At 61.4% G+C, this 26,187-nt stretch carries 23 protein-coding genes; 15 read left to right on the forward strand and 8 right to left on the reverse strand.

Features of this window, described 5'->3' with window-relative positions; all coding sequences use genetic code 11:
• Window positions 1–53: 53 nt before the first annotated feature.
• The 3 genes from cobS to M0H32_RS09485 are packed head-to-tail and all read left to right on the forward strand — an operon-like array spanning window position 54 to window position 4,016.
• Entirely contained in the window at window positions 54–1,040 is a 987-nt protein-coding gene (gene cobS / locus M0H32_RS09475) for a cobaltochelatase subunit CobS (protein WP_248153335.1), read from the forward strand.
• A gap of 7 nt (window positions 1,041–1,047) precedes the next feature.
• Window positions 1,048–2,958: a cobaltochelatase subunit CobT gene (gene cobT / locus M0H32_RS09480; RefSeq protein WP_248153336.1), complete on the forward strand. Its 1,911-nt coding sequence runs from the start codon at window positions 1,048–1,050 to the stop codon at window positions 2,956–2,958.
• 17 nt (window positions 2,959–2,975) lie between these two features.
• The gene (locus M0H32_RS09485; RefSeq protein ID WP_248153337.1) at window positions 2,976–4,016 is read left to right on the forward strand and encodes an esterase-like activity of phytase family protein; all 1,041 of its coding nucleotides are present in this window, start codon (window positions 2,976–2,978) and stop codon (window positions 4,014–4,016) included.
• 211 nt (window positions 4,017–4,227) lie between these two features.
• Here the strand turns inward: M0H32_RS09485 and M0H32_RS09490 are convergent, their stop codons facing one another.
• The gene (locus tag M0H32_RS09490) at window positions 4,228–4,914 is read right to left on the reverse strand and encodes a queuosine precursor transporter (RefSeq protein WP_248153338.1); all 687 of its coding nucleotides are present in this window, start codon (window positions 4,912–4,914) and stop codon (window positions 4,228–4,230) included.
• Between the two features lie 18 nt (window positions 4,915–4,932).
• The gene (rpmB, locus tag M0H32_RS09495) at window positions 4,933–5,229 is read right to left on the reverse strand and encodes a 50S ribosomal protein L28 (RefSeq protein ID WP_248153339.1); all 297 of its coding nucleotides are present in this window, start codon (window positions 5,227–5,229) and stop codon (window positions 4,933–4,935) included.
• 343 nt (window positions 5,230–5,572) lie between these two features.
• Here rpmB and M0H32_RS09500 point away from each other — a divergent pair, with 343 nt between their 5' ends.
• From M0H32_RS09500 to M0H32_RS09510, 3 genes are all read left to right on the forward strand, one after another.
• On the forward strand, window positions 5,573–6,406 hold the full coding sequence (locus tag M0H32_RS09500; protein ID WP_248153340.1) for a DUF3108 domain-containing protein: 834 nt from the start codon (window positions 5,573–5,575) through the stop codon (window positions 6,404–6,406).
• A gap of 183 nt (window positions 6,407–6,589) precedes the next feature.
• Window positions 6,590–7,549 (forward strand): acetyl-CoA carboxylase carboxyltransferase subunit alpha, encoded by a 960-nt coding sequence (locus M0H32_RS09505; protein WP_248153341.1) that lies wholly within the window; start codon window positions 6,590–6,592, stop codon window positions 7,547–7,549.
• A 308-nt stretch (window positions 7,550–7,857) separates the two neighbouring features.
• Window positions 7,858–9,123 (forward strand): L,D-transpeptidase family protein, encoded by a 1,266-nt coding sequence (locus tag M0H32_RS09510; protein ID WP_248153342.1) that lies wholly within the window; start codon window positions 7,858–7,860, stop codon window positions 9,121–9,123.
• Window positions 9,124–9,333: 210 nt separating this feature from the next.
• Here M0H32_RS09510 and M0H32_RS09515 read toward each other — a convergent pair whose 3' ends face one another.
• Both M0H32_RS09515 and M0H32_RS09520 read right to left on the reverse strand, forming a co-directional pair.
• Window positions 9,334–10,386, reverse strand: coding sequence for a MaoC family dehydratase (locus M0H32_RS09515; RefSeq protein WP_248153343.1), 1,053 nt, complete (start codon window positions 10,384–10,386; stop codon window positions 9,334–9,336).
• Window positions 10,387–10,708: 322 nt separating this feature from the next.
• Window positions 10,709–11,605 (reverse strand): sulfurtransferase, encoded by an 897-nt coding sequence (locus tag M0H32_RS09520; protein WP_248153344.1) that lies wholly within the window; start codon window positions 11,603–11,605, stop codon window positions 10,709–10,711.
• 276 nt (window positions 11,606–11,881) lie between these two features.
• On the opposite strand from M0H32_RS09520, the gene M0H32_RS09525 reads away from it, so the two are divergent.
• Window positions 11,882–12,430 carry a DUF805 domain-containing protein gene (locus M0H32_RS09525; protein WP_248153345.1) on the forward strand — a complete coding sequence of 183 codons (549 nt, stop codon included), beginning with the start codon at window positions 11,882–11,884 and terminating at the stop codon, window positions 12,428–12,430.
• Window positions 12,431–12,546: 116 nt separating this feature from the next.
• Here the strand turns inward: M0H32_RS09525 and typA are convergent, their stop codons facing one another.
• On the reverse strand, window positions 12,547–14,370 hold the full coding sequence (typA, locus tag M0H32_RS09530; RefSeq protein ID WP_248153346.1) for a translational GTPase TypA: 1,824 nt from the start codon (window positions 14,368–14,370) through the stop codon (window positions 12,547–12,549).
• A gap of 204 nt (window positions 14,371–14,574) precedes the next feature.
• Between typA and M0H32_RS09535 the strand changes: the two genes are divergently transcribed.
• Entirely contained in the window at window positions 14,575–15,036 is a 462-nt protein-coding gene (locus M0H32_RS09535) for a MarR family winged helix-turn-helix transcriptional regulator (protein WP_248153347.1), read from the forward strand.
• Window positions 15,033–16,244, forward strand: a complete 1,212-nt coding sequence (locus M0H32_RS09540; protein ID WP_248153348.1) for a multidrug effflux MFS transporter — start codon at window positions 15,033–15,035, stop codon at window positions 16,242–16,244. The genes M0H32_RS09535 and M0H32_RS09540 overlap by 4 nt, the downstream gene beginning before the upstream one ends.
• Window positions 16,245–16,455: 211 nt before the next feature.
• Here the strand turns inward: M0H32_RS09540 and M0H32_RS09545 are convergent, their stop codons facing one another.
• A complete protein-coding gene (locus tag M0H32_RS09545) occupies window positions 16,456–18,030 on the reverse strand; it encodes an alkaline phosphatase D family protein (protein WP_248153349.1) in 1,575 nt (524 codons plus the stop codon).
• Between the two features lie 190 nt (window positions 18,031–18,220).
• On the opposite strand from M0H32_RS09545, the gene folP reads away from it, so the two are divergent.
• The 4 genes from folP (at window position 18,221) to M0H32_RS09565 (ending at window position 22,413) form a co-directional block, all read left to right on the forward strand.
• Window positions 18,221–19,054 carry a dihydropteroate synthase gene (folP, locus tag M0H32_RS09550; protein ID WP_248153350.1) on the forward strand — a complete coding sequence of 278 codons (834 nt, stop codon included), beginning with the start codon at window positions 18,221–18,223 and terminating at the stop codon, window positions 19,052–19,054.
• Entirely contained in the window at window positions 19,055–19,588 is a 534-nt protein-coding gene (gene folK / locus M0H32_RS09555) for a 2-amino-4-hydroxy-6-hydroxymethyldihydropteridine diphosphokinase (protein WP_248153351.1), read from the forward strand. It begins immediately after the preceding gene.
• Window positions 19,589–19,900: 312 nt separating this feature from the next.
• Window positions 19,901–21,127, forward strand: coding sequence for a sulfatase-like hydrolase/transferase (locus tag M0H32_RS09560; RefSeq protein WP_248153352.1), 1,227 nt, complete (start codon window positions 19,901–19,903; stop codon window positions 21,125–21,127).
• 176 nt (window positions 21,128–21,303) lie between these two features.
• On the forward strand, window positions 21,304–22,413 hold the full coding sequence (locus tag M0H32_RS09565) for a phosphatase PAP2 family protein (protein ID WP_248153353.1): 1,110 nt from the start codon (window positions 21,304–21,306) through the stop codon (window positions 22,411–22,413).
• A gap of 40 nt (window positions 22,414–22,453) precedes the next feature.
• On the opposite strand, the gene M0H32_RS09570 is transcribed toward M0H32_RS09565, so the two are convergent.
• Both M0H32_RS09570 and M0H32_RS09575 read right to left on the reverse strand, forming a co-directional pair.
• Entirely contained in the window at window positions 22,454–23,137 is a 684-nt protein-coding gene (locus M0H32_RS09570) for a hypothetical protein (protein WP_248153354.1), read from the reverse strand.
• A gap of 10 nt (window positions 23,138–23,147) precedes the next feature.
• The gene (locus tag M0H32_RS09575; RefSeq protein ID WP_248153355.1) at window positions 23,148–24,368 is read right to left on the reverse strand and encodes an argininosuccinate synthase; all 1,221 of its coding nucleotides are present in this window, start codon (window positions 24,366–24,368) and stop codon (window positions 23,148–23,150) included.
• A 252-nt stretch (window positions 24,369–24,620) separates the two neighbouring features.
• On the opposite strand from M0H32_RS09575, the gene M0H32_RS09580 reads away from it, so the two are divergent.
• Together M0H32_RS09580 and M0H32_RS09585 are read left to right on the forward strand one after the other, a co-directional pair.
• Window positions 24,621–25,037, forward strand: a complete 417-nt coding sequence (locus tag M0H32_RS09580; protein WP_248153356.1) for a DUF3302 domain-containing protein — start codon at window positions 24,621–24,623, stop codon at window positions 25,035–25,037.
• Window positions 25,034–26,185, forward strand: a complete 1,152-nt coding sequence (locus M0H32_RS09585; RefSeq protein WP_248153357.1) for an HlyD family secretion protein — start codon at window positions 25,034–25,036, stop codon at window positions 26,183–26,185. Before M0H32_RS09580 ends, M0H32_RS09585 begins: the two co-directional genes overlap by 4 nt.
• The last annotated feature ends 2 nt before the right edge of the window (window positions 26,186–26,187 follow it).

A 26,187-nucleotide genomic window follows, 5' to 3' on the forward strand; every position in this document is an offset into this window, starting at 1 on the left:
CTGCCGGCTTTCCCCAATTGACCCTTCCCGGCTCCCGGGACAGCGGAGGACTGATGACTGAGACGACGACTGCGGCCATGGCCATGCCGGACACTGAAGTTTCTGTAGAAGAGGTTTTCGGCTTCAAGTCCGACCTCAAGGTGCCGGCATTCTCCGCCCCGTCCGAGCATGTGCCCGAGCGCGATGAGGATTATCTGTTCGACCGGGCGACCACGCTCGCGATCCTGGCAGGCTTTGCCCATAACCGCCGCGTGATGGTGACCGGCTATCACGGCACGGGCAAATCGACGCATATCGAGCAGGTCGCCGCGCGTCTCAACTGGCCCTGTATCCGCGTCAACCTGGACAGCCACATCTCCCGTATTGACCTCGTCGGCAAGGACGCGATCGTCATCCGCGACGGCCAGCAGGTCACCGAATTCAAGGACGGCATCCTGCCCTGGGCCTACCAGCACAACGTCGCGCTGGTGTTCGACGAATATGACGCCGGCCGCCCGGACGTGATGTTCGTGATCCAGCGGATTCTGGAATCTTCCGGCCGCCTGACCCTGCTCGACCAGAGCCGCGTCATCCGTCCGCACGCCGCCTTCCGCCTGTTCGCGACTGCCAACACGGTCGGCCTCGGCGACACGTCCGGTCTTTATCACGGCACCCAGCAGATCAACCAGGCCCAGATGGACCGCTGGTCGATCGTCACGACGCTGAACTACCTGCCGCATGACAACGAGGTCGATATCGTCCTGTCGAAGGCCAAGCATTTCCAGACGGACGAGGGCCGCAACACCGTTTCCAAGATGGTGCGTCTCGCTGACATGACCCGGAATGCCTTCATCAACGGCGACCTGTCGACCGTGATGAGCCCGCGGACCGTGATCACCTGGGCGGAAAACGCGGAAATCTTCGGCGATGTCGGCTTTGCCTTCCGCCTGACCTTCCTCAACAAGTGCGACGACATGGAACAGTCCCTGGTGGCGGAATTCTACCAGCGCTGCTTCGGCGAAGATCTGCCGGAATCCTCCGTCAACGTCGTCATGAGCTGAGGTCTGCATGGCACCGCGTCCGGGTCACAACACGCTTCCGGGCAACAAGCCCGCGCCGAGCACCGAACCGTTCAAGCAGTCGGTGAGTGGCACTATGCGGGCGATTTCCGGCGAGCCGGAGCTGGAGGTCATCTTCTCCGGTGACCGGCCCGGCATTTCCGGAATGTCGGCGCGCCTGCCCGAACCACCGCGCAAGGTGAACGCGCGCGACATCGCGGTCACGCGCGGCCTGTCGGATTCCATGGCCCTGCGCATCGCCTGCCACGACAAGGCCGTGCATGCCAAGAACATGCCGCAAGGCCCGGATGCTCGTGCGATTTTCGAGGCGGTCGAGCAGGCCCGTTGCGAGGCCGTCGGCGCCCGGCGCATGAAGGGTGTGGCCGAAAACCTTGCCACCATGCTCGACGACAAGTTCCGAAAGTCCGGCGCGCCGGACATTTCCAGCCGCGAGGAAGCCCCGCTCCAGGATGCCCTGTCGCTGATGGTGCGTGAGCGCCTGACCGGTGCCAAGCCGCCAGAAAGCGCGACAAAGCTGGTCGACATGTGGCGCGGCTGGATCGAGGACAAGGCCGGCTCCGATCTCGACCGGCTGGAAGCCGAAGTCGAGGATCAGAACACCTTCGCCTCGCGCCTGCGAGACGTCCTGAAATCCCTCGACATGGCCGATGAGCTCGGCGATCACGACGAGGACATGGACCCCGACCAGAACGAGGACGAGGGCAACAACGACGAGGCGGAAGCCGGCGACGACAGCGAAGAGGACAGCGGCGAGCAGGAAGCCTCGCCGCAGGAAATGGAGCTCTCCGGCGAGGAACAGGACTCAGGCGATACGGAAGCCGCCGAGGCCGACATGGAGGACTTCGCCGACCAGGACATGGCGGAGGACACCGAGGAGCCGGGCGAAAGCAACCGGCCCGATACGCCCTTCTCCAACCGTCCGGAAAGCGACTACCGCGTCTTCACGCACCAGTTCGACGAGACGGTGACGGCCGAGGAACTTTGCGACACCGCCGAACTGGACCGGCTGCGCGGTTTCCTGGACAAGCAGCTGACCCATTTGCAGGGGGCTGTCGCCCGCCTTGCCAACCGCCTGCAGCGCAAGCTGATGGCGCAGCAGAACCGCGCTTGGGACTTCGATCTCGAGGAAGGGCTGCTCGACACGGCGCGCCTGACCCGCGCGGTCACCGATCCGATGTCGCCGCTTGCCTTCAAGCAGGAGCGCGACACCAATTTCCGCGACACGGTGGTCACGCTGCTTCTGGACAATTCCGGCTCCATGCGCGGAAGGCCGATCACGGTCGCCGCCACCTGCGCCGATATTCTGGCGCGCACATTGGAGCGTTGCGGCGTCAAGGTCGAGATCCTCGGCTTCACGACCAAGGCCTGGAAGGGCGGCCAGTCGCGCGAGAGCTGGATCGGGGCCGGCAAGCCGCCGACACCGGGCCGGCTGAACGACCTGCGTCACATCATCTACAAGTCCGCGGACGCGCCCTGGCGGCGGGCCCGGCGCAATCTCGGCCTGATGATGCGCGAGGGGCTGCTGAAAGAGAATATCGACGGCGAAGCGCTGCTGTGGGCCCATGACCGCCTGTTGGCGCGGCCGGAACAGCGCCGCATCCTGATGATGATCTCAGACGGCGCACCGGTGGACGACACCACGCTGTCGGTCAACCCGGGCAACTATCTGGAGCGGCATCTGCGCTACGTCATCGAGGAAATCGAGACCCGGTCTCCGGTCGAACTGATCGCCATCGGCATCGGTCACGACGTCACCCGCTATTATCGCCGCGCCGTCACCATTGTCGATGCGGAGGAACTGGCGGGCGCCATGACAGACCAGCTGGCAAACCTCTTCGATGACGAGGTCAGCGACGCCTTTTCCACACGCGCCGGACGGCGCCGGGGCGGTCGCCGCTAGGCGGCCGGAGCCCAGTCATGACGGCACCAGGGTCCCGCTCCGGTTTCAGCAACTGGCTGCTCGCAGCCGGTGGGGCGGCTCTGATGTCATGTCTCATCCTGCCGGCGGTAGCCCTGGAGCTGCTCGCGGAGGGCGAGGCCGTCAGGACCCGGACCAAGCCGATCGAGACCTTTCATATCGGCCAGGACGAAACCCGCTTTGGCAAGCTCACCTTTCTGGGAGGTCTGGAAATCCTGGCCTCCGACCGCAAGGTCGGCGGTCTCTCCGGACTGATCTCCCTCGACCGCGGCGAAGGCATTCTTGCGGTGACCGACAATGGGCACTGGGTCGTCGGTCGGGTTGAACAGACCGCTGACGGAAAACCGCTTGATCTCTCTGATGTGCGGTTCGCGCCGCTTCTGGGCGCAGACGGCAAGACGCTCAACGCCCGCTGGGGACATGATACGGAAGCGCTGACGCTGGACGGCTCCGGCCTTTATGTCACTGCCGAGACCCGCAACGCCGTCTACCATTATCCCTGGCCGCTCACGACCGGGCACGAACGGATGATCGGCGAGGTCGCCCTGCCGGAGGATATCCGCGCCCTGCCGCGCAATGCCGGGCTGGAATCCCTGGCGGCGGCGCCTGAAGACAGTCCTTTTTCGGGCAATCTGATCGCCATCGCCGAATCCGCCCCAAGCGATCTGCACGACCTCACGGGCTTTGTTCTTGGTCCGGGCGGAACCGAGCGCTTCACGCTCCGCCGTCACGACCGCTTCGATGCGACGGACGCGGCGTTCCTGCCGAACGGTGATCTGCTGGTGATGGAGCGGCGGTTCAATCTGCGCGACCTGATCGGCATGCGCCTGCGCCGCATTTCTGCGGCGGAGCTCAAGGCCGATGCCCTCATCGAGGGCGAGCTGTTGCTGGAAGCCGATTTCAACACCCAGATCGACAACATGGAAGGGCTCGCCGTGCACCAGAGCGAAACAGGCGACACTATCCTGACACTCGTCTCCGACGACAACCGCTCGATCCTTCAGCGGACGCTGTTCTTGAGGTTTAGGCTGGAGGAGTGAGGCGAGGCGCTGAAGCCAAGCTTGGTTTTGCCTGAAAACTTGATTTCGTCTTCCCGGACGCAGCGTAGCGAAGATCCGGGACCGGGGAGGCACGGGCCTCTCGGTTGCTGTTCATTTACAGAAACAAGACTTCGGGCTCCCCGATCCCGGCTCAGCGCTGACGCTTGGCCGGGATGATGACGGATAGGTTTTGGACAATTTCTGGTGCGCCTCAGGCGGTCCGGCTGTCCGGGTTTGCCTGAAACAGGCCCAGCACGATCCGGTAGGGGGCGAGCAGGGCGATCGCGACCAGCATCTTCACCAGGAAGTCGCCGACGGCGAGGGAGACCCAGAGAAGCACCTCGGTGTCCTGGGCCATGCCCAGGAACGGCACCGGGAAGGCGAGCGAGCCGTCTTTCATGCCGAACAGGCCGTCTATGAAGGCGAAGCTTGCCGAGAAGGCGATGCCGAAGAACAGGATGGTGTCGATCACCGAACCGATCAGGGACGAGGTGATCGGGGCTTTCCACCAGGTCTGGCGGCGCAGGCGGTCGAAAATGGTCACGTCCAGCAACTGGGCGACCAGAAAGGCCGTGCCGGAAGCGATCAGGATGCGCGGGGTGGTGAAGGCCTCGTTGAAGGACCAGAAAATCATCGGCACGACAATCGCGACCACAAAACCGCTGATGACCACCTTGCGCGCAGCATTCGGACCGAAGCGGCGATTGGTCAGGTCGGTGACCAGGAAGGCGATCGGATAGGTGAACGCGCCCCAGGTCAGCGTGTCGGCCAGGTTGACGCCGCCGATGACGTGCTGGACCGGAAACTGAACGAGGAAATTCGAGGCCGCAACGACAATCGCCATCGCGAAGATCGCGATGGCGAAATTGGCCACGGAAAAGCTCCGGGTGTCTGTCATGTCCTGACCCTTTAAGGGTTAAGCGGCAGCGGCTTCAGCCTGCTTGCGCTTGACGCTGACCTTGATCTTGCGGGCAGCGTCGGACAGCTGGTCGTCGCTTGCCTTCATCAGGTAGGCGTCCAGGCCGCCACGGTGCTCGACGGAGCGCAGGGCGTGGGCGCTGACTTTCAGCTTGAAGGTCTCGCCCAGCGTGTCGCTGATCAGCGAAACGTTGCACAGGTTCGGCAGGAACCGGCGGCGGGATCTGTTGTTCGCGTGAGAGACGTTGTTGCCCGTCATCACATCTTTGCCGGAGAGTTCGCAACGGCGTGCCATGATATCACCTTTTGTTTTCGCGGCTGGGCCGTTACAGGAACCCAGCAAGTCCAAACCGGAACCGGCGCGGACCTGAGGCCCGGCGACATCGTCTCCGGCATTTCTCGGAAAAAGTTGCCCCGCTATAATGGCACCGCGCGCCAACGTCAAGACAGATCCGCCGCTTTGCCGCGATTCTGTGTTTTAATTCGCAAAACTGCCGATTGTTAACCAGTGGGTTACCATAATTTAGAATGATTGATGTCGTTCTGCGACAGGGATTCATGCTAAGGTTTCCGGCACGGAACACTGTGAGCGCGGGGGCGCAATTCGCTGCCTTTCAGGCAGGGCGGAGGTTTTGAAAGTGTTTGGTTTGACGTCTCTCGGGCGCCTTGTCGCCTTGCCAATGCTTGCCGCAGCACTGCTGGTCACTCCGGCGGAAGCCAAAAAGAGCAGCGTCGGCGGCCTTTACAGCATCTCGATCGCCGGCTTCAAGGTCGGTCAGGGCACCCTCTCCCTGGTGATGCAGGGCAATGCTTATTCCGCCAAGGTCGGGCTGGAACCGGCCGGCATCGGCACCCTCTTCTCCACTGGCAAGGGCGGCGCGGAAGCGTCCGGCTGGCTGGTCGGCTCCCGGGTGGTGCCGTCCAAGTACCGCATGGCCTCTCATGCCGCCAATCTCGATTTCTATGTCAATCTGAGTCAGGGCTCGGGCAATATCCGCTCAGCTGAAGTCGCGCCCCAGTTCAAGCCCAACAAGGAACGGATCAAGATCACGAGCCGGCATACCCGCAACGCGATCGATCCGCTCAGCGCGGCCCTGATGCCGGTCGGCCGCGCCAAGGACAGCCTGGGCCCCAAGGCCTGTTCGCGCAAACTGCCGGTGTTTGACGGTTGGACCCGGTTCGACATCAAACTGAGCTACCAGGGCACCAAGGAAGTCTCCGGCCACGGCTATGACGGTCCGGTGGTTGTCTGCAAGGCGCGCTGGGTTCCGGTCGCCGGGCACCGCCCGTCCAAGGAATCGGTCAAATACATGGCCCGGGCCAATATGGAAGTGTGGATCGCGCCGTTGGGCCGGGACAATGTCCTCATTCCCTACCGGATTTCGATCGATACCAAGAACGGCCGCCTTGTGGTCGAGGCCACCAAACTCAATATCAGCGGCGCGGGCAGCGACAGCGCGTCAGCGGATTGAGATTTTGACGCGAAAAGGCGCGATCATTATCGCTGCGGCGCAGATGGCGAGACTTGCGCCCACTTGCGTCTCTTGTTACAGCCCTCCACGTATGCATCCAGGCATCTGTATGCCTCTTGACAGAATTTCCGGGGCCGCCGCCATTCGCGAGGCGGCGCCGGCTTGTTTCAGGTAACCGAGTACATGCACAGCTATTTGGACTTCGAAAAGCCCGTTGCGGATATTGAAGGCAAGATCCAGGAATTGCGGGCGCTGGCCGGCGAGGACGGGGAAGCCGTCAATGTGGACGGCGAGATCGACCGGCTGAAGGCAAAGTCCTCGCAGACCCTGCAGGATCTCTACACCAAGCTGACGCCCTGGCAGAAGACACTGGTGGCACGTCATCCGGACCGGCCGCACGCGGTCGCGTATATTTCCGGCCTGATCGAGGATTTCACGCCGTTGGCTGGCGACCGCAAATTTGCCGAGGACGCCGCGCTGATCGCCGGCATCGGACGGTTCCGCGGCCAGTCGGTGGCCGTGCTCGCCCAGGAAAAGGGCCATGACACGGAAACTCGCCTCAAGCACAATTTCGGCATGGTCCGGCCGGAAGGTTACCGCAAGGCCGTGCGCATCATGGAGATGGCGGAACGCTTCGGCCTGCCCCTGATCAGCTTTGTCGATACGTCCGGTGCCTATCCGGGCCGCGGCGCGGAAGAGCGCGGCCAGTCGGAAGCAATCGCCCGCTCCACCGATGTTGGCCTCGGGCTCGGCACGCCGTCCGTCGCCGTTGTGATCGGCGAAGGCGGCTCTGGCGGCGCCATCGCAATCGCGACCGCCAACAAGGTCCTGATGATGGAACATGCCATCTATTCGGTGATTTCGCCGGAAGGCGCCGCGTCGATCCTGTGGCGCGACAGCGCCAAGGCGCAGGATGCGGCAACCGCCCTGAAGATCACTGCCCAGGACCTGAAGCAGCTCGGCGTGATCGACGGCATCATCGATGAGCCGATCGGTGGCGCGCACCGCGCGCGCGAGATCGTCATCGACAATGCCGGCAAGGAAATCGAAAACGCCTTGAAGGGTCTCGTCGGCCTGTCGCCGGACGAGATCCGCAAGCAGCGCCGCGATAAATTCATCGCAATCGGCCGGTCGCTGAGCTGATATCGGTCGAACTTGAAGAAAATTCGGTCCAATTCCGGCGAGGGCTGCCCTGGGGCGGCCCTTTTGCCATTCTGTGGCCAGAATTTGCCGTCATTCAGGCGAAGGTGGGATGGCTTTGAGGTCCGGGCTGGATATTTTTTGTTCCTATCACCAGAATGTGGGTCGCAGGGGCAATCCGGGTTCAGTAACTTATCGTCAACCATCACCCCCTAGCCTTGCCCGCGGGGGCGTAGACTTGGAAAATCCAGGCAGGGACGCCGGAAATGCTCCGGAACCGCGCCGGATTTCGTTCAGTTCGGGATAGTAGCATGGTCTTTGGGCGTCTCTTTGCCTCGCCAACAGTCCGTATGCGGAACCTGCCGCGCGGCCGCTCCACCGTTCGTATCGGCGCGGCCCTGCTCGTGGCGGGGTTTCTGGCAGGCTGTCAGGGCGACGAATTCAGCGCGAGCCCCAACAAAGCCAATCTGCCGGTCAGCGCGTCGCTCAAGCGCAAGATGAGCGATCTGAACATGAGCCTGACCTCGCCGATCATGATCCGGATCTTCAAGGAAGATTCCAAGCTTGAAGTCTGGAAACAGGCCAAGGACGGCAAGTTCAAGCTTCTGGAAGATTACGAGATCTGCAAATGGTCGGGCAAGCTGGGTCCGAAATTCAAGGAAGGCGACCGGCAGGCACCCGAGGGTTTCTATGAAATCACGCCGGCGCTGATGAACCCGAACTCGAGCTATCATCTGGCCTTTAATCTCGGCTATCCGAACACCTATGACCGCGCCCATGGCCGGACCGGCTCGCATCTGATGGTACATGGCGCCTGTTCCTCGCGCGGCTGCTATGCCATGACCGACGAACAGGTCCAGGACATCTATTCGCTGGCGCGCGACAGCTTCAAGGGCGGCCAGCGATCGTTCCAGGTCCAGGCCTTTCCGTTCCAGATGACGCCTGAAAACATGGCGCGGCACCGCAACAGCCCGCATTTGGAATACTGGCAGATGCTGAAAACCGGCTACGACCATTTCGAGGTCACCAAGACGCCGCCGAACATTTCGGTTTGCGAGAAGAAATACGTCTTCGACGCCGTGCCGCTGGTGGAAGGCGTGCCTTTCCGCGCCAGCGGCAAATGCCCCGATTATCAGGTCAATCCGCGGATCGCTTCCGTGATCGCGGCCAAGCAGAAACGGGACAACGAAAAATACCAGCAGCTTGCAAGCCGTCTCGACGCCCGCGAAGAGCGCCAGAAACGCTGGGACGAGCGTTCCAACGCCCTGGCCGAGGTGCTCGGCGGCGGCGAGGAAGAGACCCCCGCCACGGAAACCGCGACCGCCGCGGCGGCCCCGGCAGCACCTGAAGCCCCCGTGGAACAGCCGCAGCAGACGGCGGATGCTGCGCCAGGAGCCATCAAGCGGCCCGGAGCCGCAGTCGAGAATGCCTATGCGGCGCAAGAGCAGTCGGGTGGCGGCAGCTCCGTCGGCAGTTTCTTCAAGCGCTGGGTGCCGTTCGGCGCCAAGGCCTCGGATGAAGGCGCCGGCGTCGGCCCGATCGCCACCGAAGCGGTGCCCGCGGCCAAGCCGGAATAGGGGCTGGTTTCCGAAGCCTATTTGCCTTGAGTGTCACCCCGGACAAGCGCAGCGCAGATCCGGGGGCTCCTCGCTGACCCGCTTGCTGAAGCAGCAGGTGTTTGGACTGGCCACCTCAGCATCCCCAACAGATTCTCTGCAAACGAGTGGGCCCCGGGTCTTGCTTCGCGCACCTGGGGTGACACCTGTTCATGCGGTGAGGTCGAAACCCTATTTCGGCATCAGCGCCCAATAATCGAAATCGAGCAGCACTTCCGGCAGGTAGTTGTGTTCGTGGTCGAGGCCGGGGAAATCGTGGCAGGGCCGGTCCTTGGTAGCGACCAGGCGCAGGCGCAGGGCGCCGACATCGGAGCGGCCGTCGATATCGGCCTTGTCCAGGACCTCCGACCAGGCATAAACCGTGTTGCCGGCGGCGAGCGGCGCGACATGACGGCCGGCATTGATACCGGCAATGTGGAAGGCGTTGGCGAGGCCGTTGAAGGACAGCGCCCTTGCAATCGAAATGACGTGACCGCCATAGACCAGCCGGTGGCCGAAGCGGTTATGGGCTTCGGTGTGGTGGTTGAAATGGACCTTGGCGGTGTTCTGGTAAAGCCGGGTCGCCAGCTGGTGCTCGGCTTCCTCAACGGTCATGCCGTCGACATGATCGATCTTCTCGCCGATTTCATAATCGGCGAAGCGATATTCGGAACCGGCCAGGTCATTGTCCCAGTTGGCGGTGTCGAGCAGCGGCACGGCCATGCCGAGCGACTGCGGGTCGAGGGCCGCGGGCAGTTCAGGAATGACTGGCTCCGGCGCGGCATTGGCGACGATCCGCTTGTTGACCATCACCCAGCGCACATAGTCCAGCACCTCGGTGCCGTTCTGGGTGTAGCCCGTCGAGCGCACATAGACGACGCCGGTGCGGCCGTTGGAATTCTCCTTCAGGCCGATCACTTCGGAAACGGTCGAGATCGTGTCTCCGGGAAAGACCGGTGCGAGAAAACGCCCGCCGGCATAACCCAGATTGGCGACGGCATTCAGCGAGATATCCGGCACGGTCTTACCGAAGACGATGTGGAAGGTCAGGAGATCGTCGACCGGCGCGTGGGAATAGCCGAGCGCGCGGGCAAAGGCATCGGAGGACTGCACGGCGAAGCGGGAGCCGTAGAGCGCAGTGTAAAGGGCCTGGTCGCCGCTGGTCACCGTGCGCGGCGTCGCGTGCCGGATCACCTGGCCGACTTTGAAATCCTCGAAATAATTGCCGCGATTGGTCTTGCTCACCGATGCCTCCCCGGGTCGTGTTTGTAGGAATTAAGCCTATCGCAGTGCACACAGGCAAGTGAGACGTTTTGACGATGGGGAGAAAAACTCAATAGCTGGTCCGAAGATCCCCTCCATCGTCATCCCGGTCAAGCGCAGCGCGAACCGGGACCGGGGAGCCAATGACCTGTCATCGACCACCTCGGCTCGCCGATCCCGGATCTTCGCTTGCGCTTCGTCCGGGATGACGACGGAGGAGGGAGAAGATGACGAGGGAGGGGGAGAAAGGAAAAAGCCCGGGACATGCCCGGGCTTTTCTCGTTGCGATTGTCTAAGGCTGCCGTCAGTTGACGGCCGGCGTGTTGGCCATTTCGTTGCCGGACTGGGAATATTCGACCATCGAGCCGGCATAGAGCTTGGCGTCTTTCACACCGGCGAGTTCGGAGACCGCGAACCAGTGGCTGGCGGCCCAGTGACCGGTGTTGCAGAAGGAGACCGTCGGCTTGCCGTCCTCGACGCCGAGAGACGTCTTGAGCGCGTCCGCATCAATAGCCGTCGACATCGCCGGGGAGCCGTCCTTGAAGAAGGCGGTATAGGCGTAGTTGATCGCGCTCGGCAGGGTGCCAGGGCGGGCGGCGGCTTCGTGCGCTTCCTTGCCGGTGTAGAACTCTGCCGGACGGGCATCCACGAGCAGGGCATTGGCTTCGCCTGCCACAACGGCGGCGATGTCGGCGGTGGTCGCCAGCCAGGTGGTGTCGAGGGTCAGGTCGAGTTCGCTCGGAAAGGCGGATTCCGTCGCCGTGCTCACCGGCAGGCCGGCCGCCTTCCAGGCGGAGAGACCGCCATTGAGGATCGAAAGGTCTTCAAAGCCAGTGGATTTGAGGGTCCAGTAAACGCGCGCGGCAGACCCGAAATCGGTATCGGTCTTGCCTTCTGACAGGATAACGATCGGCACGTCCTGTTCCAGGCCGAGCTCTTCCAACTCGGCTTCCAGCTTCTCGATGTCGAAGAGGGCGCCCGGGTTCTGGTCCGGGCCGCGGAACATGCGATAGGGGGCAAACAGTGCCCCTTCCGCATGACCGTCCTCGTAGCCGGCATTGCGAATGTCGAGCAGGATCGGCATCTCGCTGTCGAGCGCGGCGGCAAGCGTCTCCGCGTCCACCAGCGGACCGAACGTGTCGGCAGCGGCAGACGTGGCAAGGCCGGTTGCCAGGGCAATGGCGAGAGCGAAGCGTTTCATCGTGTCGGTTTCCTGCTTGGACGATTGCTAAAAGAACGCAATCCGCCTGTCACGGTATTGAGCCGAATTCTAGTTTGTTCCCGCTGCGGCAACAGGGATGGCATTTCAAAGTTGGTGGGTGGTTTGACAAATTGATCCAAGCAACCGGCTGTTCTTGGCAATGGGATTGCGGCAGGGGAATTGAGCCCATTGTTGGACACCCGTGTCTTGCCGGAATATGGAGGTCATGGAATAAGTTGGTTATCTATATTTTGAGGTTTGTTTCAGGCGGAAATGATGGGTGTCAATACGGGCAAAACAGTATGGAATTATTTCGTTACCTGCTTGTGGGAAAAGCACTTCGACTCGAAAGGGCGGGCGAGCCGTCGTGAATTCTGGTCGTTCTTTTTGTGCGTGTCAGTTCTGATCCTACTGGTTCTGCTGATATGTTTTGTTGAGCTAGTTTCAGGCTATACTTGGAACGTTCGGGATGAACACGAACTTCCTATCATTTCTATGGTCCTAGGTGGTGTTGTGAGCATCGGGACTACATCTGCCTCGAAAAATGTTGCAATCCGGAGATTGCATGATTGGAACAAATCGTCGAAATACATGTTCCTTTGTTTACTTCCATATTTAGGTTTCCTTCTGCTGCCCCTCTTGCCACCACTTTTAGGAAGTGGAAATGTCATTGGTGTTCTGGTGTTTTTTGGAACGATTACCGTGTTAAGTTTTGCTGTTTTTGCGTTTCTAATGAGTGTTGCTCCGACAAAAGGCCCTAATAAATATGGCCCGCCGACTGATGATGAACAAAGTTCGTCCGGTCTGATTGGCGTCTTCGAATAAATTCTGAAATCCGAGATACTTGCTATCTTCTAAGGGCGCGGGTTTGGGAATCTTCCCAAAAGAAAAAGCCCGGGGCGCTGCCCCGGGCTTCTGTTCATTTCGGCAAGTCCTGAGACTTACGCGCTTTCCTTGTTGGCCGCGCGTTCGGCGCGCTTGCGGGCATGCGGATCCAGTTCTGCCTTGCGAAGCCGGATGGAGCTCGGGGTCACTTCGACCAGCTCGTCGTCGGCAATGTAGGAGAGCGCGGCTTCCAGGGTCAGCTTCTTCGGCGTGGTCAGCTTGACCGCGTCGTCCTTGCCGGCGGAGCGGATGTTGGTCAGCTGCTTGCCCTTCAGGACGTTGACTTCCAGGTCGTTGCCGCGGGTGTGCTCGCCGATGATCATGCCCGGATAGACCTTGGTGCCCGGGTCGATCATCATCGGACCGCGGTCTTCCAGGTTGAACAGGGCATAGGCAACGGCTTCGCCGGTGCCGTTGCTGAGGAGCACGCCGGTGTGGCGGCCCTGGATCGGGCCCTTGTAGGGCTCGTAGCCGTGGAACAGGCGGTTGAAGATTGCGGTGCCGCGCGTGTCGGACATCAGCTCGGCCTGGTAGCCGATCAGGCCGCGGGTCGGGGCATGGAAGACCAGCCGGGTGCGGTCGCCGCCAGAGGGTTTCATCTCCAGGAGATCGGCCTTGCGTTCCTGCAGTTTTTGAACGACCACGCCGGAATGTTCCTCATCGACGTCGATGATGACTTCCTCGATCGGCTCCAGACGGTTGCCGGCCTCGTCATACTGGAAGACGACGCGCGGACGGCCGACGCCGAGCTCGAAGCCTTCACGGCGCATGTTTTCGATCAGGATCGCCAGCAGCAATTCGCCGCGGCCGGCGACGACAAAGGCGTCCGGCTCGTCGGTTTCTTCCACTTTCAGGGCAACGTTGCCCTCGGCTTCCTTCATCAGACGCTCGCGGATGACGCGGGACTGGACCTTGGAGCCTTCGGTGCCGGCAAGCGGGCTGTCATTGACGCGGAAGGTCATGGACAGGGTCGGCGGATCGATCGGCTGGGCCTGCAGCGGCTCGGTGATGGCCGGCGAGCACAGTGTGTCGGCAACGGTCGCCTTGGTCATGCCGGCAATCGCGACGATATCGCCGGATTCGCCTTTTTCAATCGGCTGACGTTCCAGGCCACGGAAGGCGAGGATCTTCGAGACACGGCCGTTTTCAACAACGGCACCGTCGCGGTTGAGGGCTTTCAGCGGCATGTTCGGCAGAGCAGTGCCGGAAACGACGCGGCCGGTCAGGATGCGGCCCAGGAACGGATCGGATTCAATGGTGGTTGCCAGCATCTTGAACTCGCCCGGTTCAGCTTGCGGCGGAGACACCTTGTCGACGACCATGTCGAACAGCGGATCCATGCCTGCCTGCGGTCCATCCGGCTCCAGCGCCATCCATTCCTGCTTGGCGGAACCGTAGAGCACCGGGAAGTCCAGCTGGTCTTCATTGGCGTCCAGGGCGGCAAACAGATCGAAGACCTCGTCGAGCACTTCGTCGGCGCGCTGTTCCGGTTTGTCGATCTTGTTGATGGCGACGATCGGCTTGAGGCCGAGCTTCAGCGCCTTGCCAAGCACGAACTTGGTCTGCGGCATCGGGCCTTCGGCGGCGTCGACCAGCAGGATCACGCCATCTACCATGTGCAGGATACGCTCGACCTCGCCGCCGAAATCGGCGTGGCCCGGGGTGTCGACGATGTTGATGCGGGTGTCTTTCCAGACCAGCGAGGTGACTTTCGCCAAGATGGTGATGCCGCGTTCACGTTCGATGTCATTGGAGTCCATCATGCGCTCTTCGGTGCGCTGATTGTCGCGGAACGCGCCGGACTGCTTCAAAAGAACGTCAATGAGGGTGGTTTTGCCATGGTCAACGTGTGCGATAATGGCAATATTACGAAGGTTCATGAGTGGCTCCAAAAGACAGAACGGGCCCTTTTCGGACCCGGACATGTCTGGATGTTGATTGGCTCAGGATCGGCAGCCCTGCCGATTTTGGCGCCTTTATACGTGGCGCGGGGGAATTGTGCAATGCAGTGTCACTTCAGCGGATTGACAGCGCATCCAGGCTTCACATATTCGTAAGGTAACCTTATTAAAAAAGGGGCGGTGATGGGCCTACCTTCTCCGAATGTCGGCGTGACAATGCTGGTCGTGGATCTGGCACGGTTGCTCCGGCGGCGCTTCGATGCGGAACTGGCCAGGGTCGACACGGGCCTGACCGCCGGCGAGGCGCGCACGCTGTTTTATGTCTGGCGCAACCCCGGCGAACGCCAAGCCATGCTGGCCGACCGGATGTATGTCGAGCCGATGACCCTAGTGGGTTACCTGGACACGCTGGAAAAGGCCGGTCTGATCCGGCGCTGCCCGGACCCGAACGACAAGCGCGCCAAGCTGATCGAGCTTTTGCCCGATGCCAATCCCCTGCTGGAGCGGATCGGTGAAGCCCTTCAGAAGGTGCGCTCCAAGGCCCTCGAGGAGGTCGCGCCCGAGGACCGGAAGACACTGGAAGCCCTTTTACAGACCATGAAGGACAGCCTGCTGCAGGAGGCGTCCAGGGAAAAACAGAAATGACCGCCGACAGCTCGATCATGAGCGCAAGACGCACATCGCTTCTGGGGGCCGGGCTTGTTGCCATCGGCCCCATTTCGATGGCGCTCTATACACCGGCCATGCCGGCCCTGGTGGAAGCGTTTGGGACGAGCGACAGCGCAGTCAAGCTGACCCTGACGGCCTATTTCGCAGGGTTCGCGGTCACGCAGCTGATTTGCGGTCCGCTGACGGACGCCTTCGGCCGGAAGCCGGTGACCCTCGCCTTCCTGACGCTCTATCTCGTTTCCAGTATTCTTGCGACCTTTGCGCCGACGGTGGAATTCATGGTGTTCGCCCGGGCACTTCAGGGGATCGGCGCGGCGGTCGGCATCGCTGTCGCCCGGGCCATCGTCCGGGACCAGTTCACCGGACAGGAGTCGGCGCGGATCATGAACACCGTCGCCATGATGCTGGCGCTCGGGCCGGCGGTGTCTCCGACCATCGGCGGCTTCGTGCTGGAGCTGTTTGGCTGGCAGGAAGTGTTCTGGTGCATGGTCATTTACGGCGGCCTTCTGATGGTCGCGGTTGCCTTTTTCCAGGTGGAAACCAATCCGAGCCCGGGAACCCATCATCTGAAGCCGGCGCAGCTGGCGCGCAACTACACGACGCTGCTCAAGGATCCGCGCTTTCTTGGGCCCAGCCTGCTGATCGGCTTCGGCCTTGGCAATCTCTATGCTCTGGCCACCGTCCTGCCGTTTGTCCTGATCTACGAGGTCGGCCTGTCGCCGTCCGAATTCGGCCTGACCATGATCATCCAGTCCGGTTCGTTCATTTCCGGCACCGTCTTGACCGGTCGGTTGTTGAGACGGTTTGAGGCCCGCCGGCTGGTGCCCTATGGCATGGCAATCTGGGTGGTTGCCTCGGCGCTGATGTGCCTGCTGACGCTGACCCAGCAGCCGACTATCCTGACAGTGATGGGGCCGGTGGCGCTGTTCGTGTTCGGGCTCGCCCTGGTGCTGCCCGCGAGCTTCACGGAATCAATGGCGCCGTTTCCGCACATTGCCGGGGCGGCGTCTTCCATGGTCGGGTTTCTGCAGTTCGGCGGCGGTATTGTCGCCAGCCTGATCATCGCGGCTCTGCACGACCCGGTCCTGGGTCTGGCGGTGGTGCTGCCGGCCATGCCGATTGCCGGTATAGTCCTCAATCAGATCTGCAAGAGCCAGGCGCTGCACATGGCAGCTGCCGAGTAGCCGAGAAACAAGCCCCTTCATCGTCATCCCTGACGCAGCGAAGCGAAGATCCGGGACCGGAGAGCCACGGGCCAGATGGTGTTAGCGCCTTGCTGGCGGCGCTTGTGCCTCCCCGGTCCCGGCTCGCGCTGCGCTTGGCCGGGAAGACGAAGGTGGGGTGTTTCGAGAAACAAGCGGGCCGGTTTCCCGGCCCGCCATTGCACGTGGTCTGTTACCCCCGGCGTACCGGATCCAGCGTGACCTTGTGCAGCTCCTGGTCGTCGCGGTCCATCAGGCGCACTGTCAGCTGTTCGGACTGGCCGTCAATGTCGACCAGGCCGAAGAACTGCAGGCCCATGGACGGCGGCAGGTTGGCGCCCTGCTCGGCGGTCGGGGCCTTCACGTATTTCACTTCGGGGCCGAAGGTCCTATCGAGATCGTTCGGACCGAAGGTGCCGGCATGGATCGGGCCGGAAACGAATTCCCAGAACGGCTTGAAGTCCTGGAACTGGGCCTTGTCCGGATTGTAGTAGTGCGCGGCGGTGTAGTGCACATCGGCGGTCAGCCAGACAATGTTGTCGATGTCCGCGGTCTTGATGAAGCGCAGCAGATCGGCGAATTCCAGTTCGCGGCCCTTCGGCGCGCCATGATCGCCATTGGCAATAGCCTCGGCGCCTGCCTGCTCTTTCCAGTTGTCCCAGACGATCAGGCCGATCGGCATGTCGCAGGCGATCACCTTCCAGGTGGCGTCGGAGTTCAGGAGCTCACGTTTCAGCCAGGCCAGCTGTTCCGCGCCGAGGATGCGGGCATCCGGCGTTAGGGTCTCTTCCATGGAAGCGCCGTTCGGGCCGCGATAGGAACGCAGGTCCAGGAAGAACACGTCCAGCAGCGGACCATAGGAGATCTTGCGGTAGACACGGCCTGGTTCTGACGGTGTGTAGCGGATCGGTGTCAGTTCGTGGAAGGCGCGGCCTGCGCGGGCCGCGAGCAGGTGGATGTTCTTTTCCGAATAACGGTCGTCGGAAACGAGATCCTTGGCGGATGACCAGTTGTTGACGACTTCATGATCGTCCCATTGGAAGAAGGTCGGCACTTCCGCGTTGAAGGCACGCAGATTTTCGTCCAGCAGGTTGTATTTCCACTGGCCGCGATATTCGTCCAGCGTCTCGGCAACCTTGGATTTTTCTTCCGTGAGAATGTTTTTCCAGATCGTGCCGTCCTTCAGTTCGACGCTCTCCTTCATAGGACCGTCGGCATAGATGGTGTCACCGGAATGGATGAAAAAATCCGGCTGGTGTTTGGCCATGGTGGCATAGGTCTTCATGCCACCCCGGTCGGTGTCGATGCCCCAGCCCTGGCCGGCGGTGTCGCCGGACCAGGCGAAGCGGACGTCGCGGCGCGAGGACGGCGCGGTGCGGAAACGGCCGGTCATCGGCTCGGAGATGGCGTTGACGTCGTTCAGATCGGCAAAGGCAACCCGGTAGAAGATTTCCTGGTCGGACGGCAGGTTTTCCAACAGGCGCTTGGCGGCGAAATCGCTCTCCGGCAGGGCATCGATCGGCGCCAGGCGGCGCGGCGTTTCAAACGAGCCGGTGGTATCGACCTCGACCAGCATTTTGGCCGGCCGGTCGGTGCGCGCCCAGATCATGCCGGACTGGGCGTCAACATCGCCCGACTGCAGGCCATGGGTGATTTCAGGGCGCGATGCGGCGCGGGAAATACCCGGCATTGCAAGCGGGGACGTGAGGGCGAGGCCAGTGGCCACCGACGATTTCAGAAAATTGCGGCGTGATACACGTGAAGACATTTTGAAAACTCCTGGCTGGGACCCGCAGGCGCGGGTCCTTGGCAAAAGACACAGGTGCGGTCATCCCGTGACATTGGAATGTCGGTTCCAAGACCGTTGTCCGAAATTTTCATGACGGTGCCGCTTGTGCGCCTTGACCCGCCGGGTCCGACACGCCAAACCGTGGATGTACCGTCAGAAGGACGCTTTCATGCCGACCCAAACATCCTATGACCTGCCGCGCTTCGATCGCACCAACGAGCGCCCGCATGTGATGGGCATTCTCAATGTCACACCGGATTCCTTTTCCGACGGCGGCAAACATGCGGTGGCTGAAACGGCCCTTGCGCACGCGCGGCAGATGATAGCCGAAGGCGCCGATATTCTCGATGTCGGCGGCGAAAGCACACGCCCCGGATCCGAACCGGTGCCACTGGACGTGGAATGGGCGCGGCTGGAACCGATCCTGGACGAGGTGATCGCCATGGGCACACCCGTTTCCATCGACACCTACAAGGCGGAGATTGCCCGTCGGGCCTGCGCCGCGGGAGCGGTGATCGTCAACGATGTCTGGGGCCTGCAGAAGGACCCGGCCATGGCCGATTGTGTCGCCGAGGCCGGCGTTCACGTGGTGATGATGCACAATCGGACCGGGGTCGATCCTGAGATCGACATCCTGGCCGATATCGACCGTTTCTTTGAGGCCTCCATGAAGCTTGCCGACAGGGCCGGCATTGCGAAAGACAAGCAGATTCTCGATCCGGGGTTCGGCTTCGGCAAGACCATTGATCAGAATTTCCGGATTCTGAACCGGTTCGACACGTTGGCCAAGCACGGTCTGCCGCTCTTGGCGGGTGCATCGCGCAAACGCATGATCGGCGCGGTCCTCAACGCGGAAATGGAAGACCGTCTTTTTGGCTCCATGGCGGTACATCTGACCGCCATGCTGAAGGGCGCGGCGATCGTTCGGGCCCATGACGTACGTCCGCATGTGCATTGCGCGCGTATGCTGGAGGCAACCCGGCTGGAACGGAACCCGACCTGAATGACCACTTCATCGACTGTGCCACAAGCACCGACACGCAGCGCGCCCACCCGGTGCGCCCTGGGGCTCGGCTCCAATCTTGGCGATCCGGAGGCGAACCTTGACGCTGCGGTTGCCAGGCTGGAGGAGACGGCAGGGATCACGCTGGTCGCGCGCTCGTCCAACTACCGCACGCCGCCCTGGGGGCCGGTGGAGCAGGACGATTTCATCAATATCTGCGTGGTTATCGACACCACCTTGAGCCCGCGAGAGCTGTTGCGGCGCTGCCTTGAAATCGAGAACGAGCTCGGCCGGGTGCGCGAGGTGCGCTGGGGTCCAAGGGTGATCGATGTCGATGTGCTGATCTGCGGCATGGCGACGATTGCCGAGCCGGATCTGGAAATTCCGCATCCGCGCATGGGCGAACGGGCCTTTGTCCTGATCCCCCTGGCCGAGATCTGGCCGGACGCGCCCCTGGCAGATGGCCGCACGGCCGCCGAGGCGCTTGAGACTTGTCCGGATCAGGACGGCGTGGTGCGTTTGTCGGACGAGTGACCGACCTCTTTGGAAGTCGAGTGTTTCGCAAGCGCGATGTATTCGGATTCCTTTAGGGAGCTTTCATCCTAACTTAAGAGTTACCGGTAAAAATCCGATGTGTTCAAGATCGGGGTTGCAATGCCTGAAGTTGCAGACAGAGTCTTCAGTTGCCTCAAAGCGAAAAAGATACTGTCAAAACGCGCAATGCGCTTCGCGTTTTTGTCAATATTGATCCCGAATGCAACCTATATCCTTCTAAGCTTCTTCTATTGTCCGTTTCGAACCTTTTTTGTGCTGCTGCTGTCACTCGTGTGCCTGTTGGGACTATTTGTGCCGCGGGCCGTGTTTTTCGTGCTGCTTTTGGCGGTCATGACCGTGGACGCCCTGGTCTTGATCTCGAATTTCTTCCAGATGCCCTTGCCGATGCTGTTCGATTCCCTGCGTTATGCCGGTAATCTCAATCTCGGAAACTCGGTGATCTACATGGCGGCGCTCGGTGTGCTGCTGGTGTCCTTCGCCTTGACCTACACGGTCGTGGTGGATGCCAAGCGGCACCGCGCGGCCATCAATCTGGCTCCCTTCTTCGTGGTGCTGGCCGTCTATGCTGGTCTGGACTGGTGGCTCAACGCCTTGCCATCTGAATATGCGCTTGCTACCAGCAGCATCGAGGAGAGTTTCGTCCCGACGGGGGATGCCGCCAGCATCTATGGCAATGTGCAAGCCCATCTGGACGACACGGCCGAGCGCAACGTGCTGATTGTCGTGGTCGAGGGGCTCGGCGCCTTTCGATCGCAGGAGCTGCGCGATGCGGTCTGGAATCCCTTGCTCAAGGAAGACGTGCGGGAAGCCTATGACGTCGCTCAGGGAGATGCCGTCTATTTCGGCTCGACCACGTCAGGCGAAGCGCGGGAGCTTTGCAATCTCAAGGCGGATTACCGGGACTTTCGGACAAGGGACGCCGTTGACTGCCTGCCGGCAAAAGCGCTCGCAGTCGGCTACAGGACCGCGGCCTTTCACGCCTTCACCGGCAACTTCTTCGAGCGGTTCGACTGGTACCCGAAAATCGGCTTTCAGGAGCTGAACTTTTTGGAAAACAGGATGGGGTTCGACGAAAGCCGGAACCTGCCGACCTGTGGCATTGCATTTGTGGGCTATTGCGACACGGACGCGGCGGAAGCGGTTGGCCGGTTTCTGCTGGAGGCGGACGGGAACAGGAAGTTTGCCTATTGGCTGACCCTCAATTCGCACAAACCCGTGCAGCCGGGCGAAGTGCCACCCAGGCTCGGATGCGAGGAAGACACCAGGTTCAAAGATCTCGAACTTTGCCGCATGGCTGAGCAATGGCTGAACATCTCGCATCTCGTGCGGGACATTGCCTTGAGTGATGGCCTTGCGCCAACCGAGATCGTGATCGTCGGCGACCACCATCCGCCGCTGTTCAGCCGGAAAGCCCGGGGCTTGTTCGCGCCCGGCCGCGTTGCCTGGATCCACCTGAGGCCTTCGTCGAAACGTCGGAAAGAGACCTTGGCTGCGACACAGCTGGGTGGTTCCGGCTAGCTGGCCTTCCTAAAGCACGCTGTTCTATGCTTGAGAGGACTTTTCATTCTCCCGGGCCGAATAGGCGTGGCCTGCCTCCTGCAAACAATGCCGACTCGCCTTGCCTGCGGCGGACACGGCTTTGCCCAGGCCCTGCGAAGTATTATGCCAAGTTATGACACTGTAATTTTAGACATATGCAGAAACATTTCATTAAAGCTTTAAATTGTATTTTGGCTGCCAACCCGTTCTTTTTTAGTTGCAGTGCTTTTGACATGACGATTTCGACCCGGTTCAGCTTCGGCAAAGAGAGTTCTGCATTTTCCCCAGTGTCTCCGCCAATTGCCGCCAATTTGCCAGGGCATGGGCAACGACGTCAGCTTGCCTTTCCCGGCACGCTCAACTGGTTCCTGTTTTCAGCGGTCGCGCTGACGACATTTTGTCTCGGAGCGTTTCTTAGGGTTTCTATTCCCCTCGTTTCGACGCTGCCTTATGTTCTTATTGTTCTGACCTGTCTTCTGCTCGAGGCCTATGTCGGATTGCGCAGTTCCTTCAGCGCGATCCAGCGGGAACGGCTCCAACTCCTTTTGAAGGGGGTGGTGTTCATTTTTCTCGCCCTCGCGACCCTGCGGGTGTTCAACCACCTGACGATGAGCCTTGCCCTTCCGTTAGCCGATCCCATTCTGGATGCCTGGGACAAGAGCCTGGGGCTTGATTGGCTTGGCTATTTCGGCTTTGTCCAAAGCCATCCGGTCCTGGCGATGATCCTGAAGATCGCCTATGTCGCGTTCGACGGCGCCAGCCTCTTGGGCTTCATTGCTCTCATCTTTATGGGGCGCACCGCCCGCGCCCGATATTTCTGCGAAATCTTCCTGATCACGGCAACGCTTTCGACGGCCATTGCCTTGTTCTTTCCCGCTTTGGCGGCGGTCGCTCATCATTTCGGTCCGATCGATCAGATTGCGGGCTTTGGCAAGGCTCCCGGCGTCTACCATCTGAAGCAGCTGATGGCACTGCGAGAGGCCGAATTTCCATCGATCAACCTTGTTTCGGCCGCTGGCCTGGCAACGTTTCCCTCGTTTCACACCGCGGGTGGCATTCTGTTGATCGCCGGGTTTTTCAGGACACCGCTGTCCGGGCTGGTGACCAGCTTCTCGCTGGTGATGATCGCCTCGGTGCCGGTCTTCGGCGGTCATTACTTTGTCGATGTGATCGCCGGAACGGCTCTGGCGGTGACTGTATCGATCCTGATTGCCTGCCGCCCCTGTTACAAGGGCCTCTTCGGCGCAGATCCGGCGCATCACTGAGCGTGAAAAGGATTTTGCCGCCCGGGGAGACCCTGATCGCCTAGTGGCCTATGAAGCTTTCCATGTGGAACCGGGCATTGGCCGGACCCTGCTGATGTTCCGCGCCATAGGGACAGGCCCGGCGGGCCAGACAGCCCGACCAGCAGTCGGCGTTCCGATCCGCTTTCAGATGCGCGCGGCACCTGGGCACGTCATAGCCGGCCGCTTCCGACAGGGCGTTTGCGGGGCAGGCGTTGATGCAGGGCTTGCCGCCACAGCTCTCGCATGGGCCGGGCGCTCCAGTGCCCTCGCCAGTTACCAACGGGTTTTCAGAGAGAAAGGCAGCTCGGAAGCCGGCCCAGGGCCCAAGGTCCCTGTGCGCAAGGACACCCATCGGACTTTGCGAAAAGCCGCCGCATTTTTTCGCCCATTGCTGGAATGGGTGATAGGGCGGCCCGTCAAAGGGAAAAACCACGCCGAAACCTTCGGTCGCAGCGATCTCCGTCAGAACCCGCCGGGTATAACGATCGAGGGGATCGGCGTATCCATCCAGCGTTTCCGGGCTTTTTGAAAGGGACCGCCAGATCGACGGGCCGGTGCTGCCGATCAGAAGCAGCGACCTTGCCGCACCGCCGCCGGGCAGCGGCGGCACCAGGCTGGACGGCTCCGGTTCAAAACCGCCGAGACATAAAAAACCGGCGGCCGCGAGCCGTTCTGTCAACTCTGCAGCCGCCGGTCCAGTCATGATGAGCCTCTCAGCCGATCCGGTCGCGCTTGGCCAGCGTGCGCAGGCGCAGGGCGTTCAGCTTGATGAAGCCAGCGGCGTCCTTCTGGTCGTAGGCGCCCTGGTCGTCCTCGAAGGTGACCAATTCTTCGGAATAGAGCGAATAGGGCGAGGAGCGGCCGATCAGGATGACATTGCCCTTGTAGAGCTTCAGCTTCACCGTGCCGGTGACATGCTCCTGGCTCTTGTCGATCAGGGCCTGCAGCATTTCGCGCTCCGGCGAGAACCAGAAGCCGTTATAGATCAGTTCGGCATAGCGCGGCATCAGCTCGTCCTTGAGGTGGCCGGCGCCACGATCAAGGGTGATCGATTCCATCGCCCTGTGCGCGGTCAGAAGAATGGTGCCGCCCGGCGTCTCGTAGATGCCGCGGCTCTTCATGCCGACGAAGCGGTTCTCGACCATGTCGAGACGGCCGATGCCGTTGTCGCGGCCATAGTCGTTGAGCTTGGCAAAGAGGGTCGCCGGCGACATTTTCTCGCCGTTGAGAGAGACGGCATCGCCCTTTTCGAAGCCGATCTCGATCTCGGTGACGACATCAGGCGCCTCGGTCGGATCGACCGTGCGCTGGAAGACGTAGTTCGGCGCTTCCTCGGCCGGGTCTTCCAGGACTTTGCCTTCGGAAGACGAATGCAGCATGTTGGCGTCGACGGAGAACGGCGCTTCGCCGCGTTTGTCCTTCGGCACCGGGATCTGGTTCTTCTCGGCAAAGTCGAGCAGGTCGGTGCGCGACTTGAACGTCCAGTCGCGCCATGGCGCGATTACCTTGATGTCGGGATTGAGCGCGTAGGCGGACAGCTCGAAACGGACCTGGTCGTTGCCCTTGCCGGTGGCGCCGTGGGCAATGGCGTCGGCGCCGGTTTCCTCGGCGATCTCGATCAGACGCTTGGAGATCAGCGGCCGGGCAATCGAGGTGCCGAGCAGGTAGACGCCTTCATAGACGGCATTGGCGCGGAACATCGGGAAGACGAAGTCGCGGATGAATTCCTCGCGCAGGTCGTCGATGTAGATTTCCTTGATGCCCATCATCTCGGCCTTCTTGCGGGCCGGCTCCAGCTCCTCGCCCTGGCCAAGATCGGCGGTGAAGGTCACCACTTCGCAGCCGAGTTCGGTCTGCAGCCATTTCAGGATGATGGAGGTGTCGAGGCCGCCGGAATAGGCCAGCACGACTTTCTTGATGTCACCATGCGCCATTTTTGGGAAGGTCCAGTTCGTCGTTCTTGCGGGGGAACCCGCGCGGTTGAAAATTTGCCGCAATTTAGCCGGTTTTATGCGGTGCGCAAGTCCCTCTAAGCCGTCAAATGGTCGCCGTTCGTGTCGCCACGAAACAACAGCCGGGCGCGAGACGCGCAGCACAGGAAACTTGCAATTGACCGGCGGGCAGCCGAGGGTATTCACAAAAGGTGAAACAGGGGCCTTGCGGCCCGGCCGGTGTTGGGAGGTGGCATGGGTCTGATCGATTTTGAGCTCGACGGGTATGACTACCTGACCTTCGTGCTTTTGCTCCTGGTCATCGTCGCGTTTTTCTATGCCATGGTCACGCTGGGCGGGTTGCCTGGGAAACTTGCGGAAAAGCGCAATCACCCGCATGCGGAATCGGTCAAGCTCGGCGGCTGGATCGGCCTCTTCACGGTGTTTCCGTGGTTCCACGCGCTGATGTGGGCCTATCACGATTCCATGACAGTCGACGTGCGCAAGCTGCCGAAGGTGAGTGTGACCGGAGACGGCTCAGGGGATCCGGCAGCGCCGAAGGCGGGCGACAGCGCGATTGAAACGGTGCCCGCGACACTATCGGATGTCGAGGCGGCCGATCTGCCGCCCCCGGGCGCGCCGGACGGGCCGAAAGGCGGGGCCGCCGCATGACCATCGCTCTTCTGATCCTGGCCGCCTATGCGATTTTCATGTGGCTGGTGTTCTACCGGTTCCGCTGGCTGAAATTCAACATCGCCTGGGGCGTGGTCTCCTTCTGGGTGGGCTTCCACGTCCTGTTTCTGCTGATCGTGTTCCTGAGATTCTTTACGCCCTATACGATCGACGGCCATGTCATCCGCCAGACCATCCAGATCGCGCCGCGCCTGCCGCATCCGACCGTGCTGGAAGAGGTGTTCGTCGCCCAGAACCAGAAAGTGAAGAAAGGCGACAAGCTCTATCAGTTCGAAAAGACGCTGTATCGGGCCCAGCTCGCCGAAGCGCAGGCGAACCTGGTCAGCGCGCAGCAGAACGCCAAGATCCTGGAGGAAGATGTCGATCAGGCGCAGGATTCCCTCGACGAGGCCAGGGCCAACGAGACCTATGCCCAGCAGCAGGTCGACCGCTACACCGACCTGGTGCCGAAAGGTGGCGCCAAGCAGGAAACGCTTGACCAGTGGACCTCGAAGCTGATTTCGGCCAAGGCCCAGGTTGCCGAGGCCGAAGCGGATCTGAAAAAGGCCCAGCTCGCGGTCGAGGCCCAGATCGGCGGGGTGAATGCCCAGGTAGCCGCCGCCCAGGCGCAGGTCGACCAGGCGCAATATTACGTCGACCAGACCACGATCTACGCGCCGGAGGACGGGGTGATCATCTCGCAGCAGGCGCGGCCGGGACTTGTGGTCGGCGGGTTCCGGGTCGGCGCGATCGCGGCCTTCGTGGCCGATGCCGATCCTTATTTCCTGGCGACCTTCTATCAGGAACATCTGAAATTCGTGGAGCCTGACATGCCGGTGGAAGTCGCGCTCGACATCTATCCGGGCCAGATCTTCAAGGGCAAGGTCAAGGCCATCTGGGAGGGAACCGGCCAGGGCCAGATCGTGCCCCATGGCCGGGTGCCCGAGTTTCTTTTCATGAGCCCGCAGGGGCGGTTCGCGGTCGAGATCGATCTCAGCGACGATCCGGCATTGAAACGCTATCCGGCCGGCGCCCATGGTGCGGCGGCGATCTATACCGGCGGTGGCGGCGACTGGGTGGCCGTGCTGCGCCGGGTCAATCTCAGGCTCTACACCTGGGTCAATTTCATCGTGCCGTTCGACGTGTGAGT

The sequence above is a fragment of the Roseibium sediminicola genome (assembly GCF_023156505.1).
GTDB classification, from domain to species: domain Bacteria; phylum Pseudomonadota; class Alphaproteobacteria; order Rhizobiales; family Stappiaceae; genus Roseibium; species Roseibium sediminicola.

What these genes read in the sequence shown, in the direction of transcription:
- cobT (WP_248153336.1), top strand. Translation starts at nt 1,048, where the DNA reads ATGGCACCGCGTCCGGGTCACAACACGCTTCCGGGCAACAAGCCCGCG.
- rpmB (WP_248153339.1), bottom strand. Translation starts at nt 5,229, where the DNA reads ATGGCACGCCGTTGCGAACTCTCCGGCAAAGATGTGATGACGGGCAAC.
- M0H32_RS09565 (WP_248153353.1), top strand. Translation starts at nt 21,304, where the DNA reads ATGCAGAAACATTTCATTAAAGCTTTAAATTGTATTTTGGCTGCCAAC.
- M0H32_RS09575 (WP_248153355.1), bottom strand. Translation starts at nt 24,368, where the DNA reads ATGGCGCATGGTGACATCAAGAAAGTCGTGCTGGCCTATTCCGGCGGC.
- M0H32_RS09545 (WP_248153349.1), bottom strand. Translation starts at nt 18,030, where the DNA reads ATGTCTTCACGTGTATCACGCCGCAATTTTCTGAAATCGTCGGTGGCC.
- M0H32_RS09585 (WP_248153357.1), top strand. Translation starts at nt 25,034, where the DNA reads ATGACCATCGCTCTTCTGATCCTGGCCGCCTATGCGATTTTCATGTGG.
- M0H32_RS09505 (WP_248153341.1), top strand. Translation starts at nt 6,590, where the DNA reads ATGCACAGCTATTTGGACTTCGAAAAGCCCGTTGCGGATATTGAAGGC.
- folK (WP_248153351.1), top strand. Translation starts at nt 19,055, where the DNA reads ATGACCACTTCATCGACTGTGCCACAAGCACCGACACGCAGCGCGCCC.
- M0H32_RS09535 (WP_248153347.1), top strand. Translation starts at nt 14,575, where the DNA reads ATGGGCCTACCTTCTCCGAATGTCGGCGTGACAATGCTGGTCGTGGAT.
- M0H32_RS09540 (WP_248153348.1), top strand. Translation starts at nt 15,033, where the DNA reads ATGACCGCCGACAGCTCGATCATGAGCGCAAGACGCACATCGCTTCTG.
- M0H32_RS09485 (WP_248153337.1), top strand. Translation starts at nt 2,976, where the DNA reads ATGACGGCACCAGGGTCCCGCTCCGGTTTCAGCAACTGGCTGCTCGCA.
- M0H32_RS09520 (WP_248153344.1), bottom strand. Translation starts at nt 11,605, where the DNA reads ATGAAACGCTTCGCTCTCGCCATTGCCCTGGCAACCGGCCTTGCCACG.
- M0H32_RS09525 (WP_248153345.1), top strand. Translation starts at nt 11,882, where the DNA reads ATGGGTGTCAATACGGGCAAAACAGTATGGAATTATTTCGTTACCTGC.
- cobS (WP_248153335.1), top strand. Translation starts at nt 54, where the DNA reads ATGACTGAGACGACGACTGCGGCCATGGCCATGCCGGACACTGAAGTT.
- M0H32_RS09580 (WP_248153356.1), top strand. Translation starts at nt 24,621, where the DNA reads ATGGGTCTGATCGATTTTGAGCTCGACGGGTATGACTACCTGACCTTC.
- folP (WP_248153350.1), top strand. Translation starts at nt 18,221, where the DNA reads ATGCCGACCCAAACATCCTATGACCTGCCGCGCTTCGATCGCACCAAC.
- M0H32_RS09490 (WP_248153338.1), bottom strand. Translation starts at nt 4,914, where the DNA reads ATGACAGACACCCGGAGCTTTTCCGTGGCCAATTTCGCCATCGCGATC.
- typA (WP_248153346.1), bottom strand. Translation starts at nt 14,370, where the DNA reads ATGAACCTTCGTAATATTGCCATTATCGCACACGTTGACCATGGCAAA.
- M0H32_RS09570 (WP_248153354.1), bottom strand. Translation starts at nt 23,137, where the DNA reads ATGACTGGACCGGCGGCTGCAGAGTTGACAGAACGGCTCGCGGCCGCC.
- M0H32_RS09510 (WP_248153342.1), top strand. Translation starts at nt 7,858, where the DNA reads ATGGTCTTTGGGCGTCTCTTTGCCTCGCCAACAGTCCGTATGCGGAAC.